Annotated in this window: 15 protein-coding genes; 3 read left to right on the plus strand and 12 right to left on the minus strand. The window is 55.7% G+C overall.

Annotated elements, in window-relative coordinates:
- Positions 1-121: 121 nt before the first annotated feature.
- Positions 122-1,516: a class II fumarate hydratase gene (gene fumC, locus ACW9E7_RS08010; protein ID WP_458727529.1), complete on the plus strand. Its 1,395-nt coding sequence runs from the start codon at positions 122-124 to the stop codon at positions 1,514-1,516.
- Here the strand turns inward: fumC and tus are convergent, their stop codons facing one another.
- From tus to ydgH, 7 genes are all read right to left on the minus strand, one after another.
- Positions 1,517-2,446: a DNA replication terminus site-binding protein gene (gene tus, locus ACW9E7_RS08015; protein WP_059446677.1), complete on the minus strand. Its 930-nt coding sequence runs from the start codon at positions 2,444-2,446 to the stop codon at positions 1,517-1,519.
- 73 nt (positions 2,447-2,519) lie between these two features.
- Positions 2,520-3,818, minus strand: coding sequence for a two-component system sensor histidine kinase RstB (gene rstB / locus ACW9E7_RS08020; protein WP_458727530.1), 1,299 nt, complete (start codon positions 3,816-3,818; stop codon positions 2,520-2,522).
- A 75-nt stretch (positions 3,819-3,893) separates the two neighbouring features.
- Positions 3,894-4,154: a hypothetical protein gene (locus tag ACW9E7_RS08025; RefSeq protein ID WP_045401321.1), complete on the minus strand. Its 261-nt coding sequence runs from the start codon at positions 4,152-4,154 to the stop codon at positions 3,894-3,896.
- 246 nt (positions 4,155-4,400) lie between these two features.
- Positions 4,401-5,117 carry a two-component system response regulator RstA gene (gene rstA, locus ACW9E7_RS08030; protein WP_021241154.1) on the minus strand — a complete coding sequence of 239 codons (717 nt, stop codon included), beginning with the start codon at positions 5,115-5,117 and terminating at the stop codon, positions 4,401-4,403.
- Positions 5,118-5,227: 110 nt separating this feature from the next.
- Complete coding sequence (folM, locus tag ACW9E7_RS08035) at positions 5,228-5,950, minus strand: dihydromonapterin reductase (protein ID WP_111965687.1); 723 nt, start codon at positions 5,948-5,950, stop codon at positions 5,228-5,230.
- Between the two features lie 39 nt (positions 5,951-5,989).
- Positions 5,990-7,372, minus strand: coding sequence for an amino acid permease (locus tag ACW9E7_RS08040; protein WP_115874886.1), 1,383 nt, complete (start codon positions 7,370-7,372; stop codon positions 5,990-5,992).
- Positions 7,373-7,557: 185 nt separating this feature from the next.
- A complete protein-coding gene (gene ydgH, locus ACW9E7_RS08045) occupies positions 7,558-8,502 on the minus strand; it encodes a DUF1471 family protein YdgH (protein WP_111965689.1) in 945 nt (314 codons plus the stop codon).
- Between the two features lie 535 nt (positions 8,503-9,037).
- Here ydgH and pntA point away from each other — a divergent pair.
- Positions 9,038-10,567 (plus strand): Re/Si-specific NAD(P)(+) transhydrogenase subunit alpha, encoded by a 1,530-nt coding sequence (pntA, locus tag ACW9E7_RS08050; RefSeq protein WP_115874887.1) that lies wholly within the window; start codon positions 9,038-9,040, stop codon positions 10,565-10,567.
- A gap of 10 nt (positions 10,568-10,577) precedes the next feature.
- Positions 10,578-11,966 carry a Re/Si-specific NAD(P)(+) transhydrogenase subunit beta gene (gene pntB / locus ACW9E7_RS08055; protein WP_458727531.1) on the plus strand — a complete coding sequence of 463 codons (1,389 nt, stop codon included), beginning with the start codon at positions 10,578-10,580 and terminating at the stop codon, positions 11,964-11,966.
- A 63-nt stretch (positions 11,967-12,029) separates the two neighbouring features.
- Here the strand turns inward: pntB and uspE are convergent, their stop codons facing one another.
- The 5 genes from uspE to abgT form a co-directional block, all read right to left on the minus strand.
- Complete coding sequence (uspE, locus tag ACW9E7_RS08060; protein ID WP_032640084.1) at positions 12,030-12,980, minus strand: universal stress protein UspE; 951 nt, start codon at positions 12,978-12,980, stop codon at positions 12,030-12,032.
- A 109-nt stretch (positions 12,981-13,089) separates the two neighbouring features.
- Positions 13,090-13,272: a hypothetical protein gene (locus ACW9E7_RS08065; protein ID WP_014883604.1), complete on the minus strand. Its 183-nt coding sequence runs from the start codon at positions 13,270-13,272 to the stop codon at positions 13,090-13,092.
- 146 nt (positions 13,273-13,418) lie between these two features.
- Positions 13,419-14,171, minus strand: a complete 753-nt coding sequence (gene fnr, locus ACW9E7_RS08070; protein WP_006174991.1) for a fumarate/nitrate reduction transcriptional regulator Fnr — start codon at positions 14,169-14,171, stop codon at positions 13,419-13,421.
- A gap of 183 nt (positions 14,172-14,354) precedes the next feature.
- Positions 14,355-14,870 (minus strand): methylated-DNA--[protein]-cysteine S-methyltransferase, encoded by a 516-nt coding sequence (gene ogt, locus ACW9E7_RS08075; RefSeq protein WP_115874888.1) that lies wholly within the window; start codon positions 14,868-14,870, stop codon positions 14,355-14,357.
- Positions 14,871-14,880: 10 nt separating this feature from the next.
- A complete protein-coding gene (gene abgT, locus ACW9E7_RS08080) occupies positions 14,881-16,407 on the minus strand; it encodes a p-aminobenzoyl-glutamate transporter (protein ID WP_458727532.1) in 1,527 nt (508 codons plus the stop codon).
- Positions 16,408-16,423: the final 16 nt, after the last annotated feature.

Genomic DNA, 16,423 nt, shown 5'->3' on the forward strand with positions numbered 1-16,423 from the left:
GGCGCAGCCGACACCCGACACCAAAAAGAGCGCACAAAGCGCCATAACGTTTCTCAGAAGTCATCAATACTTATCCCTTAAGCATGTGAGCTATCCCTCTTTTGTTATCAAGGAGAAAGTAATGACCACGGTACGCCATGAGAAAGACTCGATGGGCGCCATCGACGTCCCGGCCGACAAGCTATGGGGCGCGCAAACCCAGCGTTCGCTGGAGCATTTCCGTATCTCGACTGAAAAAATGCCCGTCTCGCTGATTCAGGCGCTGGCGCTCACCAAACGTGCAGCCGCGAAAGTGAACCAGGATTTAGGCCTGCTGACGGCAGACAAAGCGACCGCCATCATCAACGCCGCCGACGAAGTGCTGGCGGGCAAGCATCCCGATGAATTTCCCCTCGCTATCTGGCAGACCGGTTCCGGCACCCAGAGCAATATGAACATGAACGAAGTGCTGGCGAACCGGGCAAGCGAACTGCTGGGCGGCGTGCGCGGCATGGAGCGCAAGGTTCACCCGAACGATGACGTCAACAAAAGCCAGAGTTCTAACGACGTCTTCCCGACGGCCATGCACGTGGCGGCGGTGATTGCTATCCGCGAGCAGCTTATCCCGCAGCTCAACGTCCTGAAGTCTACGCTCAACGAGAAGGCGCAGGCCTTCCGCGACATCGTCAAAATTGGCCGTACGCACCTGCAGGACGCCACGCCGCTGACGCTCGGCCAGGAGATTTCCGGCTGGGTGGCGATGCTGGAACACAACCTGAAGCATATTGAGAACAGCCTGCCGCATCTGGCGGGGCTGGCGCTCGGCGGGACGGCGGTTGGGACCGGGTTGAACACCCATCCGGAGTATGCGGTGCGCGTGGCGGAGGAGCTGGCAAACATCACCGGGCAGCCGTTCGTCACGGCGCCCAACAAGTTCGAGGCGCTGGCGACCTGCGATGCGCTGGTCCACACCCACGGCGCGCTGAAAGGGCTGGCGGCCTCGCTGATGAAAATCGCCAACGACGTGCGCTGGCTGGCCTCGGGCCCGCGCTGCGGCATCGGTGAAATCAGCATTCCGGAAAACGAGCCGGGCAGCTCCATCATGCCGGGTAAAGTCAACCCGACCCAGTGCGAAGCCATGACCATGCTCTGCTGCCAGGTATTGGGCAACGACGTGGCCGTTAACCTGGGCGGTGCATCAGGCAACTTCGAGCTGAACGTCTATCGCCCGATGGTGATCCACAACGTTCTGCAATCGATTCGTCTGCTGGCGGACGGCATGGAGAGCTTTAATGAACACTGTGCGGTGGGGATCGAGCCAAACCGCGAGCGCATCAGCCAGCTGTTGAACGAATCGCTGATGCTGGTGACCGCGCTCAATACCCATATTGGCTACGACAAAGCCGCCGAGATCGCTAAAAAAGCGCACAAAGAGGGGCTGACGCTGAAAGCCTCCGCCCTGGCGCTGGGCTATCTCACGGAGGAGGATTTCGATGCCTGGGTGCGCCCTGAGGCGATGGTCGGCAGCCTGAAATAGTCATCCCGCCACGTACAGGTGCAGCCGCGGAATAATCAGCTGCAGCGGCTGCGCCTGAGGTCGGTAACGGTGCTGGACATTTTCAGCATCGTAATTCAGCAACTCACCAATATCCGGCACGATAGCTCCCTGGTCGGCATCATAGAGCGCAATCAGCGGCGTAGGGCAGGCATGCTGAACCTGTTTTTGCTGGCCGGAATACCAGACGCGGGCGATAGGCTGCACCTTCACCGGGCGCTTTATCTTGAGGCGCGCGTCCGCCGGAAGCGAGGCGATGCTGTGGTACTCCTGCTCCAGGCGCTCAATCCACTGCTCGCGCGACCACGGTGCGACGGTGCGCGGCGTCTTCAGGCTTTTTTCCAGCTGCGCCAGAATCTCATCCCGGGTGAAGTTTTTAATGATGTGCTTATTCGCCCAGCCGAAGCGCAGCGTGGCGGGGTGACGCAGTACCGTCAGCGTGCGATAGGCGTTCAGGGTAATCAGCCCCGGAAGCTGACGGTGCACCCATTCAAACCGGGCGGCAGGGGCGAGGCCGGACTCTTCGGTAACGATCTTTTCAAAGGCCGCTTTCAGGGTGTTGATATGGGTAATCTGGCTTTCCAGCGCGTCACGCGTTGTCGCATCGGTTTGCAGGCAGATCACACCGGGCAGACGCACGGCGGCCTTACTGCTGCGGTTTTCTGACTGCTGCTGGATAAACAGTCGGCGATAGTGCTTCAGCGCCAGCTCAAGGGCGGCGCTGCCGATGTGCTGTTCAACCTCGATGGTGTCCAGCGGGTCGTGCTCGGCCCCTTTAGCCACCTCGGGCAGGGTAAAGACGCGCGCGGCCAGCAGGCGGCAGTTCTGCAAACGTTCGGTCAGGGTCAGGAGCTCGTGTTCTATTTCCCGAAACGTGCTGTTCAGCCGTTCGAGGAGATCGTAGGTCGCCATAAGCACTCTCGTTAGTTACAACATACTTATCATATAGCACAGCACGCCGGGTCAGGCCAGCGTGCGGTTGAGGTCAGGCAGGGACGGGAAGGGCGATGTTATGGTACACCGGCCAGCTAAAGCAGAAGTGCGCGCCGCCGAGCTCGCTCTCCTCGCAATGCACCGTACCGCCCATGGCCTGGGCGATAGAGTAGACAATGGCCAGCCCCAGGCCACATCCTCCGGTGGCGCGATCGCGGCTGGGATCGAGGCGGACAAACGGTTCAAACACGGTTTCGCGTGCCTCCGGGGCAATCCCCGGTCCGTCATCCTCTACCGTCAGGCTGGCCTGGTTTCCCTGCAAATCCAGCCCAATCTGCAGCGTACTTTCGCTGTAGCGCATGGCGTTGTTCATCAGGTTGTCCAGCACGCGCTCCATCAGGCGCATATCAAGCGCGCCGTAATCACCCGGCGTGACGCGCGTCAACAGCGTGCGCTGCGGGTTTACGCTCTGAACATCGTCAATATGGGTTTGCAGCCACGCGGGCAGATCCGGCGTGCTGAGGTTCAGTTCGTTTTGCGGGCGATCGAGGCGCGCATAGGTCAGCAGCTCCTCAATCAGCGCTTCGAGCTGGCCAATATCGCGGTTCAGAGCCTGAGACTCCGCTTCCGTCAGATTCTCGCTCATCTCCAGACGATAGCGCAGGCGCACCAGCGGCGTGCGCAGCTCATGTGCAATCCCGTCGATCAGCTGCTTTTTACTGGCGATCAGGGCATTAATGTTATCGGCCATCTGGTTAAAGGCCACGCCAAGGCGTTCAAAGCTGGAACCGCTGTCGAAGTGAATACGTTCGGTGAAATGCCCTTCGCCAAAACGCTGCGCGGCGGATTCCAGTTTCAGCATGTCCTGCCAGTGGGGGCGCATCCAGATAAAAACCGGAAAAGCGAGCGAAATGGCGATAAAGGCCATCAGCGCCATGTCCAGCAGACGCATCTGGTGGAGATAGTAGAGATAGGGCACCGGCCCGACGGCCAGCACGTAATGGCTGCGCGGTATGCGCTGGATAAAGGTGTATTTCTCATCCAGCGCGACGATGTCCCCGTCGCGCAGACGCTGCATAGCGGGCGGATCCAGATCGAAATCTTTCAACGGCTCGATGCGTAAATCGAACGACAGATTCAGGTCCAGCTCTTTGAGGGTTTTCGCCCAGTCGTGTGGGGGGATCTCTCTGAGCTCGCTGCGCATCAGGTAGAGCGAGCTTTTCATCAGATCGTCCAGCGACTGCCTGCCCGCACGTTCGGCGGTGAATTTATAGACCAGCCCGACCAGCATGGTCATGACCAGGAAGCAGACAAACAGTAAAAGATAAAACTGCACAAACAGCTTTTTCATTGGGTCTCACCGAAAAAACGCTATGTGCAGAATATACATGAAAACCCTTCGCGTTTTTCACGTCTGTCGCGCGTGTTACATGGCTTTCGCGCTGTTTTTTACCTTGGCGATGAGTTTTTCCGTCACGGCCAGGCCTTCTGCAATGTGCGTATCAATCACATCGGTACCGAATTCGTTAATTAAATCCAGGAGTATTTCGAAATACTGGATAAGTTCCAGCAGGTCAAAAAGCGCTTTTTGATCGGAGCGCGAGGGAGAGGCGCGCCTTAAAGCTGCCTGATTAACAATCCACTCGAGATTGGTTTTGATGGCTTCTACCTGATTGTAGCTATACATATGCCATAGGCTTAAATCCTCATTTCAAGATTGTATGGGAGAGATATCGTAACGCTTCGCGGTGAAAGCGAGTCTACATGCAGTCGGGGCGAGCTGAAGAAAGGAGAGTGGGAGACTTAATTATGGAATAGTTCGCGTGCTTAGCAAGTCAATTGTTGCGCAAACGGATAAATAAACGCGCGAAAGAGAGGGCATCGGTGTTTAATCCCTTCATTTCGCGCAGGTTATGCTAACCGGATAACGGAGTCAGGTTTCCCAGGCGTGCGGGGCAAACAGATAACCCTTGTTACGCACGGTTTTAATGCGGTAGGGCTCGGTAGCGTTATCCTGCAGCTTTTTGCGCAGACGCGAAATCGCCACGTCAACGCTGCGGTCCATTCCGTCATAGCTCACGCCACGCAGGTTTTTCAGCAGCGCGTCGCGGTCCATGATTTGCCCGGCGTGCGTTGCCAGCTCCCACAGCAGGTCAAAGTCTGCGGTGGAGAGGGCGATAAGCTCGCCGGAGAGCAGCACCTGGCGGTTAATAGGGTCGATAGACAGCGTACCGAAGCGCATCGCTTTGTGCGGCGTCAGAGAAGGCGCGGGCGCTTCGCGTTCGATGCTGGCGTGCTGGCGCAAATGCAGGCGCAGGCGGGCAAGCAGGACGGCAGGCGGTGTGGTTTTCAGAATGTAGTCATTTGCGCCCATCTCCAGCGACAAAATGTGGTTCATATCGCTGTCCAGTGAGGTGAGCAGGACAATAGGGCCCTCCCACCGGGCGCGCAGGTCACGGCAGAGCGTCATGCCGTCTTTGCCTGGCAACATGATATCCAGCAGCACCAGATCCGGGTTTTCACGGACGACCACCTCTTCGGCACGATCGCCGCGAGGTTCAACAATGACGTCCATATCATGTTTACCCAGATAGGCGGCGATCAGCTGCCCGACTTCGGGTTCGTCTTCAACATAAACAATCTTATTCATACAGCGTCTGTTTTCGTGAAAAAAGCCAACATACACCGCGAAACCTTAACCTTCCATTAATCTTTCAAAATTAACGCCGGTTCCGTAATTCTGGCTGTTATTCGCTTTCACTAGCGCAGCGGACGGCCACCGTCCACGGCAAAGGTTCTGCCGGTGACGTAGCAGCTGGTGAGCAGGTAATCCACGAGGTCGATGACCTCTTTCTCGCCGGGGGCGATTTTCATGAGCGACTTATTCAGCGCCTGCTGGCGATACTCTGCATCATCGTTTTCGTTAAACAAAATCATCGCCGGGGCGATGGCATTCACCTTCACCTCGGGGGCGAGCTTGCGGGCAAACGAGCGGGTCATGTTATCCAGCGCGGCTTTACTGGCCGCGTAGGCGATGTGCTTGTCGCTGCCACGCTCCACTACATAATCGGTGAAGTGAATGATGTCGCCCGCAGCGTGCCCGTGGCCGCGCAGCAGGTCCTGCAGAGCGTGGTTAAGCAGATAAGGGGCATTGACGTGGATCTGCAGCATGGAGGAGAGCGTTTCGCTAAGTGACGTACCGGGTTTTTCGGCACGCCATGCGCTGGCGTTATGGATCACGGCGCGCAGCCCCGTCGTGGTGGCTTTTACCGTTTCCGCGAAAGCCAGAATGCCTTCATCGGTTGAAAAATCAGCCTGAATGCAGACCGCCCCCGCTTTGCGTAACCCTTCAATCGACGGGTATTCCGTACGGTAGCTGACAATGACCGGATGGCGAAGGTTGAGAAAGTGATGGGCGAGGGCGAGGCCGATACGGCGGCCTCCACCGGTAATCAGTATTGGGCGAAGCGGTGCATTTCCCATCGTATTCTCCTTTACAGTTCAACAATGGGAAAGGCGATGCTATCCCATTAACATCCAGGTTGCCGGTAGGGCAGCAACCAGTAACAGTCCAATCAATGCCATCTCACGGCGTTTCAGCGCGTTCTCCAACTGATGCGTGCGGCGGGCATAGATAAACACCAGCAGACCCGGTGCGTACAGCACCACCGACAGTAGCAGATGCATAGGACCGGAAGCATACAACAACCAAAGGCCGTAAATACAGGCTCCGACACCCACAACATAATGCGCCGGGCGTGTGGCAATTTTTAACAGATACGCACCCACTAAGAAATAGGGTACCAGAATCATCTCCGAGGCGATGGTCAGCAAGGTGTTATAGTCTGAACCTGTGAGCCAGATCAGCACCAGACAGACCTGAACGCTGATGTTGGTCAGCCAGAGCGATGCCGACGGCGCGCTGTTTTGGTTTTGACGGGCGAAAAGGCGTGGAAACGCTTTGTGCGTCGCGGCCAGGAAAGGAACTTCAGCCGCCATGATGGTCCAGCTCAGGTACGCGCCGCAGACGGAGATGATAAGGCCAGCCGCAATCACCACGTCGCCCCAGGGGCCGAGCATTTTCACCATCAGCCCTGCCATTGACGGGTTACGCATTTCAGCCAGTTCAGGACGCGCCACCACGCCCAGCGACAGCAGCGTTACCAGCAGATAGACCCCGAGCGCAGCGAGTACGGCCAGCAGCGTGGCGCGGCCCACATCGCGTTTATTTCGGGCTCGGGCAGAAACCACGACCGCGCCTTCTACACCGATGAACACCCACAGGGTAATCAGCATCGTGTTTTTCACCTGCTCCCAGACGGGGACGCCCAGCGCAACACCGCTGAAATCAAGCTTAAACACGTCCATACGGAACGCAATGAAGGCCAGAACGATAAACAGGCCGAGCGGAACCAGCTTCGCGAGCGTCGCTACCAGGTTGATGCTGGCGGCCGTTTGTACGCCACGTAACACCAGCCAGTGGACGAACCACAATAACACCGAGGCGCCCACAATAGACTGCCAGGTATTTCCGTCGCCAAAGAGGCGCAGCTCAGGCGTATCGGTAAAGAAACTGAGCGCCGAGAAGACGATTACCAGATAGGAGACGTTGGCGATAACGGCACACAGCCAGTATCCCCACGCGGAACAGAAGCCAATCAGCTCGCCGAAACCTTCACGCGCATAGGTGAAAATGCCGCCGTCCAGATCCGGGCGAATGCGGGTGAGCAGCAGCATAGCGAAGGCCAGCAGCAATATTCCGACACCCGTAATGCCCCAGCCAATGATGAGCGCAGAAGGGCTCGCGACTGCCGCCATATTTTGCGGCAAACTGAATACGCCCGCACCCAGCATTGAGCTTAAAACGAGTGCAGTCAGAGCACTCAGGCCAAGTTTCTTTTCCATTGGCTTCCTGTTATGAAAGGTCAAAATCCAGAATAATTATTTCGCTCAGGCGCATAAAAATGGTGGATCACACTAAGGCGCGGGATTTTACGGAGTGTAACGAAAGCATGCAATGACGTGAGGCAGAAATTCAAAAAAAGTAACAAAAAAGGCGGCATTGCGCCGCCTTTCGTAAACGACTTTTGTTACTTGTACAGATCGGCGCTGATGGTCACGTTGTTACCACGTTCCTGCCACTGGCGGGTGATGTGGTAGTACTTCGCCCCTTTCTTCGCCGCACGCTTCGCGACCTGGTAAGAGACTTCCGTCATGTTGCCGTAGTTGCCGGTAAATTTGATGCTGTCGAACGGCACCATCTGCGCTGCAGTGGCGTTGTTCAACTCTTCAATTTTGGTACCGTCCGGCAGCGTAACGGAGTAACGGCCACCTTTCGTGGACTGCGTTTCAAAGAAACGACCCACTTCAGCGCTTGGGGCCGCCGTCGTTGCGACGCCTGGAATTTCAACTTTCTTCGCGGCTTCGCCACCTTTCGCTATCGCCGCGCGACCCGCTTCTGAATTCGCCGGGATGGCATCCGGGCTTTGCAGAACACGTTTTTTCGCATCTTTTTTATAGATGAACGCGGTAATGCGCTGGTTGCCACCCTGGTTAGCATCGACCTGACGCACGATGTAGAAAGAATAAGCTCCTTTCTCTTTCGCGGCTTTGGTGATGGCATCGTTCACTTCAGGCTGGCTGCGGTAAAAGCCCTGAACAGTGACGGTGTCGTAGGGTTCCAGCTCAATCGCCTGATCTTTCGGCAGTTCAACAACACCGTTGATCACGCGGTTTTTCGGTGCGTCAGCTTTTGGCGCATTGTCTTTGAATAGCGCGATGGTCACGCGCAGGTTACCGCTGTTGCCGTAATCGGACTGGTCAACGACATAAAACGAGGCCGCCCCGTTTTTATCAGCAGCTTTTGATGCAGCGGCGACGGCGTCGCCAATAGAATTATAACGACCCACAATGACCGTATGGTCAAAAGGTTTTAACGCTGCCGCTTGCTCCGGCGTTAACTCTGTTGCGGCATTCGCAGACAGGGCGGTCGCGGAAAGAAGTGCGGACGCCAGGAGTGTGTTCTTAAGCTTCATAAAAATGATCCTTCGCCTTGCGCAAACCATGTACTGGTATTGTTGTTAATTTAAGACGGTCCCGATTATTGCATTTAAAACCCGTCGCTGTCTGCGCCATTTTTCACTGCCTGTGCTCACTGAATCACCTTATTCGATAACATTTAGTGATATGTTGAAAAAACACGCGTTTGACAAGTAAAACTGATAAAGCATATGACTTTTACAAGTTAATTTAATGTTAATAAGTTGTTCTCTTACGGCGCTATATCATGTTTTTACCGCTTCGCTTGCGCGATTTATCGGTTCCGGCGATGAATTTAAGGTAAATATCACTGTCAGTGACGCCGATCGCTTATTTTTCACAGATAAAGTAAGAAATAGTGTTTTCTGGCGGTAGATCACGGGCGCTATTTTCAGTAGGTTATAGACAGTTTGTTACTGTTTTATTTTCCGGGGTTAATCATATCTCGTCGCTGGCGCGATGGTGAAAATTGATACAAACCGCGGGCATTTATCGATAAACCATCATCAAGAACCGATGGAAGGGAAAACTATGCGTATTGGGGTACCAAAAGAACGGTTAGCCAATGAAACCCGCGTAGCGGCAACACCGAAAACGGTGGAGCAACTGCTTAAGCTGGGTTTTACGGTCGCGGTTGAAAGCGGCGCGGGCAAACTGGCGAGTTTCGATGACGAGGCCTTTATCCAGGCTGGCGCGGAAGTGGTCGACGGTGCTGACGTCTGGCAGTCGCAGGTGATTCTGAAGGTCAACGCACCGGAAGAGGGTGAGATTGCGCTGCTGAATCCGGGGACAACCCTGGTGAGCTTCATCTGGCCTGCGCAAAACCCGGAGCTAATGGAGAAGCTGGCGGCCCGTGGCGTGACCGTAATGGCGATGGACTCCGTGCCGCGCATTTCGCGCGCGCAGTCGCTGGATGCCTTAAGCTCCATGGCAAACATTGCTGGCTACCGCGCCATTGTTGAAGCAGCCCACGAATTTGGTCGCTTCTTTACCGGTCAAATCACCGCCGCGGGTAAAGTCCCTCCGGCGAAAGTCATGGTGATTGGCGCGGGCGTGGCGGGCCTTGCTGCAATCGGTGCGGCAAATAGCCTGGGCGCTATCGTACGCGCCTTTGACACCCGTCCTGAAGTAAAGGAACAGGTCCAGAGTATGGGCGCCGAATTCCTTGAGCTGGATTTCAAGGAAGAAGCCGGCAGCGGCGATGGTTACGCGAAGGTGATGTCCGAAGCCTTTATCAAAGCCGAAATGGAACTCTTCGCCGCTCAGGCGAAAGATGTCGACATTATTGTCACCACCGCGCTTATCCCGGGTAAACCTGCGCCGAAGCTGATTACCCGTGAGATGGTTGATTCCATGAAGCCGGGCAGCGTGATTGTCGACCTGGCCGCCCAAAACGGCGGTAACTGTGAATATACCGTACCGAATCAGGTGACCACGACCGCTAACGGCGTGAAGGTGATCGGCTATACCGATCTGCCGGGCCGTCTGCCAACGCAGTCTTCTCAGCTGTACGGAACCAACCTCGTCAACCTGCTTAAGCTGCTCTGCAAAGAGAAAGACGGCAACGTCACCGTTGATTTCGACGATGTGGTGGTGCGCGGTGTGACCGTGGTCCGTGAAGGTGAAATTACCTGGCCTGCGCCGCCTATTCAGGTTTCTGCTCAGCCTCAGGCGGCACCAAAAGCGGCGCCTGAGCCAAAAGAACCTGCTAAACCGGCTTCACCGTGGCGTAAATACGCGATCATGGCGCTGGTAATTATTCTGTTCGGCTGGCTGGCTGACGTCGCGCCAAAAGAGTTCCTCGGCCATTTTACCGTCTTCGCGCTCTCCTGCGTCGTAGGCTACTACGTGGTGTGGAATGTCTCCCATGCGCTGCACACGCCGCTGATGTCGGTAACCAACGCTATCTCCGGGATCATCGTGGTGGGGGCGTTACTGCAGATTGGTCACGGCGGCTGGATCAGCTTCCTGAGCTTTATCGCGGTGCTGATCGCCAGTATCAATATTTTCGGTGGTTTCACCGTGACTCAGCGCATGCTGAAAATGTTTCGTAAAGGCTAAGGGGTAGCATATGTCTGGAGGATTAGTGACAGCCGCATACATTGTTGCTGCAATCCTGTTTATTTTCAGTCTGGCGGGGCTTTCCAAACACGAAACGTCTCAGCAGGGGAATAACTTTGGTATCGCCGGGATGGCGATTGCGCTGATTGCCACCATCTTCGGGCCGGATACCGGCAACGTAGCGTGGATCCTGGTGGCGATGATCATCGGCGGCGCGATTGGTATTCGTCTGGCAAAACGCGTTGAAATGACCGAGATGCCGGAGCTGGTTGCCATTCTGCACAGCTTTGTGGGTCTGGCCGCGGTGCTGGTGGGCTTCAACAGCTACCTGTATCACGAACCGGGTCTGGAACCGATTCTGGTCAACATCCACCTGACTGAAGTGTTCCTGGGCATCTTCATCGGTGCGGTGACCTTCACGGGCTCCATTGTCGCGTTTGGTAAACTGCGCGGAAAGATCTCCTCTAAACCGCTGATGCTGCCAAACCGTCATAAGCTGAACCTGGCGGCGCTGGTGGTGTCATTTGTTCTGCTGGTGGTCTTCGTGCGTACCGAAAGCGTCGGTCTGCAGGTGCTGGCGTTGCTGGTAATGACCATCATCGCGCTGGCATTCGGCTGGCACCTGGTGGCATCCATCGGTGGTGCGGATATGCCGGTAGTTGTCTCGATGCTGAACTCCTACTCCGGTTGGGCGGCAGCGGCGGCAGGCTTTATGCTGAGCAACGACCTGCTGATCGTCACCGGTGCGCTGGTGGGTTCTTCCGGTGCGATCCTGTCTTATATCATGTGTAAGGCGATGAACCGTTCGTTCATTAGCGTAATCGCCGGTGGTTTCGGGACAGATGGCACTTCTTCCAGTGCTGATGAAGAAGTGGGTGAGCACCGTGAAATTTCTGCGGAAGATACCGCAGACATGCTGAAAAACTCGCATTCTGTGATCATCACCCCCGGCTACGGCATGGCGGTGGCGCAGGCGCAGTATCCGGTTGCGGAAATCACCGAGAAGCTGCGCGCGCGGGGCATCAAGGTTCGCTTTGGTATTCACCCGGTGGCAGGGCGTCTGCCGGGCCACATGAACGTGCTGCTGGCGGAAGCGAAAGTACCTTACGACATCGTGCTGGAAATGGATGAGATCAACGATGATTTCGCCGACACCGACACCGTGCTGGTCATTGGTGCCAACGATACCGTTAACCCTGCTGCACAGGACGATCCGGGTAGCCCAATCGCCGGTATGCCGGTTCTGGAAGTGTGGAAGGCGCAGAACGTAATCGTCTTCAAACGTTCTATGAATACCGGTTATGCCGGGGTGCAGAACCCGCTGTTCTTCAAAGAGAATACCCACATGCTGTTTGGCGATGCTAAAGCCAGCGTGGATGCGATTCTGAAAGCGCTGTAAGTTACGCTGAAACGAAAAAACCGCCGAATTTGGCGGTTTTTTTATTGTCGGGCGGCGCAGGTGTTAATCGTCTTCCGGATCGTCCAGCTCAACCGGCGTCTGGTACTCATCCGGCTTAATGACCAGCAGGTCGCAGCGCAGATGGTCGATCACCTGTTCAGCGGTATTGCCGAGGAAGGCGGCAGAAATACCGGTCCGGCCGATAGTACCCAGCACCACAATCCCCGCCTGCAGGTGTTCCGCCAGGTCCGGGATCACCTCTTCAGGCAACCCTTTTTCCACGTGGGTCATTTTCTCATCAATGCTGAATTTCTGGCGCAGCGCTTTCATGGCCAGCAGATGCTGACCACGGATCGCGTCGTTGTACACGCTCGGGTCAAATTCAGGTAGCTCAATGGCAATGTTAATAGGGGTGACCGGATAGGCACCTACCAGGTGCACTTCAGTATGATTGACCTGGTCGGCAAGCTGGATGGTCTCCTTCACCAGCTTCTCGTTCAGGGAGTTGTGGTAATCCTCTTCGCTAGCGAGGTTTACCGCCACAACGGCTTTCCCGCCTTCAGGCCACGGCTGGTCTTTAACCATCCAGACCGGGCAAGGGCATTTGCGCAGCAGGTGCCAGTCGGTCGGGGTGAAGATCACGGATTCCAGCTTGTCGTGCTGGTGCGCCATCTTCAGCAGCAGATCGTGCCCACCGGCGACAACTTCCTGGATGATGGCTTCGAAAGGTCGGTTGTGCCAGACCACTTTAATATCAATGGGAACACCCGCTTCCAGGTAATACTTCGCCTGTTCTCGGATCCACGCGGTACGCTGGCTGATGACGCCCTGGCGCATAGCGGTGCGCTCGTCAGGCGACAGAAGGGTGGTCATCTCATACGAGAAGTCATAGATCGGCAAAAACGCTTTGATTTTGCCACCAATCCGTTGATGTAAATACACAGCACGTCGTAATGCCGGCTGATCGTCCTGGTTCGGATCGATAGCTACCAGCATGTTTTGATACTTGGCCATACAGGTCTCCTTACTACTGTCACCACAGTCTGTAATTAAAAGAGTAACCTATATATCCTGAATGAAACAGAGGGGAGGTTTTGCCAGATCAATATTTCATGAAAATTTATCAGAGGAAAAGTACCGTCGTCGTCACCGCGATAAACGCAATAAACAGCAGCACCATCACTGCTATCGCAAAGGTCGTGGAGTCCTGGACGTAGGTTTTTTCTTCCCCCTTCATTGGGCCGACAAGCATGATCCAGATGAAGATAAAGGTCACTGAGGCAATCACGACTGAAACGAAAAACAAACTTTCTCTCAATTCATAACCTCAACGAGAACCTTTCGGGCGCTGTGTGGGGACGTACTACGGTGAAAATATCTTGAAACGGAAGTGATTACACCAGACCAATAAATCACAAGAATTTATCAGTCTGGTCATCAATATGCGGAGTGTTACGCCACGTTACGGGCGTGCCCGGCAAGAACGGCCAGCGCTTCACCGTTTTCGATAGTGATGTATTTACCCTTAACGGCCAGCATCCCGCTTTTCTGGAAACGACCCAGCAGACGGCTGATGGTTTCCACGGTCAGACCCAGGTAGTTGCCGATATCGCCACGCGTCATCGTCAGACGGAATTCACGCGGCGAGAAGCCACGCTCGGCGAAGCGGCGGGAGAGGTTGTAGATAAACGCGGCCAGGCGCTCTTCGGCATTCTTTTTAGAAAGCAGCAGGATCATGTCCTGATCGCCTTTGATCTCACCGCTCATCAGACGCATCATCTGCTGACGCAGGTTAGGCATCTTGCCGGACAGATCGTCCAGGGTTTCAAACGGAATTTCGCAAACCATCGAGGTTTCGAGTGCCTGAGCAAAGCTCGGGTGGTGGCCCGTACCGATGGCATCAAAGCCTACCAGGTCACCCGCCAGATGGAAGCCGGTGATCTGCTCATCGCCCTGTTCGGTGATGGTGTAGCTCTTGATGGTGCCAGAACGGATAGCATAGAGCGATTTCAGTTCGTCTCCCGCTTTAAACAGAGTCTGCCCTTTCTGAATAGGCTTCTTACGCTCGATAATATTATCAAGCTGATCGAGTTCATGCTCATTCAGGGTAAACGGGATACAGAGCTGGCTGATGCTGCAATCCTGGCAATGGATAGCACAACCGCCAGACTGAATGCGTCGTATAATTCGCTTTTCCGGGATCATAGGTTTGCTCAAGCCTTAATTGATATTGGTCAATTTTAACATCTTTTTGGTAAGTACGTAAGCCTGACAAATCCTCAATAAGGACAAGAGACGACAATGCGTCGCCATCTTCTTGAAATTCCACAGCTTGATTATGGATTTTTAGCCTAACCGGTAGAAAATTAAGCACAAAAAGCCTGGGAACTAGAGCAAGAGATACCCTTCGTGACGCAGCAACCACTCTTTTCGCTGCACGCCACCGGCATAGCCTGTCATGGTACCGTTGCGGCCAATGACGCGATGGCAGGGCACCACTATGCTGACCGGGTTAGAGCCGTTAGCGGCACCCACCGCGCGTGCAGCGCCTGCGCGACCTAACTGCTCCGCGAGCTGGCCGTAATGCATGACCTGCCCGCACGGAATCGACCGCAGCGCCTGCCACACTTCGCGCTGAAAAGGCGTGCCAGCCGTGGCGGTCGGCAGAGTATCAATGATGCTGAGATCGCCTTCGAAGTACGCCGCAAGCTTGTCGCTCAGCCCACCCGGGTTGGTGGCGCTGATACGTTCATAACCCTGCAGGCGGTAATGAATATTGAGCAGCTCTTCCATGCGGTCGCTGTGCTCTTCCCACTCAACGGCGCGCAGGCAAAACTGCTCGTCCGCGATCACCCACAGCGGCCCAAGCGGCGTCGCAATCTTATCTTCGAGTAATCTCAGCATCCTCATTCCTTTAGTTTAGCCTCGGGTATATTCCCGGCCCAATCGGCAGGCCGACAAGATACCACGCCACCAGCATCACCAGCCATACCCCTAAAAAGATAAGCGGGTAGGGTAAAACCAGCGAATAGTAGGTACCCAGTTTGGCCTCGGGTTTATAGCGCTGGAGGAAGCCTAAAAACAGCGGAACAAACGGCGAAACCGGTGCCAGCGGTATCACCGAGGAGTCCGCGATACGGAACAGGATCTGGGCAAACGCCGGGTGAAAACCCAGCATCATAAACATCGGCACGAAGATCGGGGCCAGAATCGACCAGATGGCGGAGCCGCTGGCGATAAACATGCACAGCAGGGATGACAGCAGCGCCAGGCCGACAAACGCCGGTACGCCGCTTAGCCCTGCCGCTTCCAGCGCGTCGGTCAGGCCCACGGCCATAAACTTGCCCATGTTGCTCCAGTTAAACATCGCCACAAACTGCGCCAGCGGGAACACCATCACGATAAAGCCCGCCATCTCTTTCATCGGCTCGATCATCAGCTGCGGCAGATCGCCCTGGCGGCGGATTTTACCGGTGGCGATACCGTAGGCGAGCGAGACGACAAAGAAAAACAGAATAATCAGCGGCACGATGCCCTGGATAAACGGCGAAGGCAGGACCGTATGTTTAACCGGATCGCGCAGTATGCCGTTTTCCGGCACCACCATCAGCGCCACCGCGGCGATAAAGGCCAGCGAGACAATCCCCGCCACGCGCAGGCCAAAGCGCTGCGTTTCGCTCAGCGTCTCCAGCTTTTCATCGCTACGGCCTTCCCATTTGCCCAGGCGTGGCTCGACGATCTTATCGGTAATCAGCCCGCCGACAATCGTCAGGACAATGACCGAGCTTGCCATAAAGTACCAGTTGTCGATCACGCTGACGTGCATGGCCGCATCAATGGTTTTCGCCGCCTCCGTACTGATGCCCGAGAGCAGCACGTCGGTGGTGACGATCAGCAGGTTGGCGGTAAATCCACAGCCCACCCCCGCAATCGCCGACAGTAGGCCCGCCACGGGGTGGCGCCCGACGGCGAGGAAGATCAGCGCCCCCATCGGCGGCATGATCACCAGCGCGGCGTCGGAGGAGATATGGCTGAAGAAGGCGATAAACAGCACCATATAGCTGGCGTAACGCGCGCTGACGTGAGAAGCCATCTTCACCATTAATGCAGGCAGCAAGCCCACGCGTTCAGCCAGCCCGGCGCCCAGCACCAGCGCCAGAATGGCGCCGAGCGGGGCGAAGCCGCTGAAGTTTTTAATCACGTTGGGTAAAAACCAGTGCAGCCCGTCAACGCTGAGCAGGTTTTTTACCGCCACCAGGCTGCCGTCGGCCGGGCTGCGCACGCTCACGTCAAAGGCGGAGAGCACGGCGGTGGCGACCATCAAAATCACAATCAGATAGATAAACAGCAGGAAAGGGTGCGGCACTTTATTGCCGATCCTTTCAACCCAGCCATAGAGCTTACCGGATGGGGAATGCGAAGGTATGGATGACATACTCATGGGCGTTCCTCGGGAG

This window comes from Enterobacter sp. H2G27 (assembly GCF_054403075.1).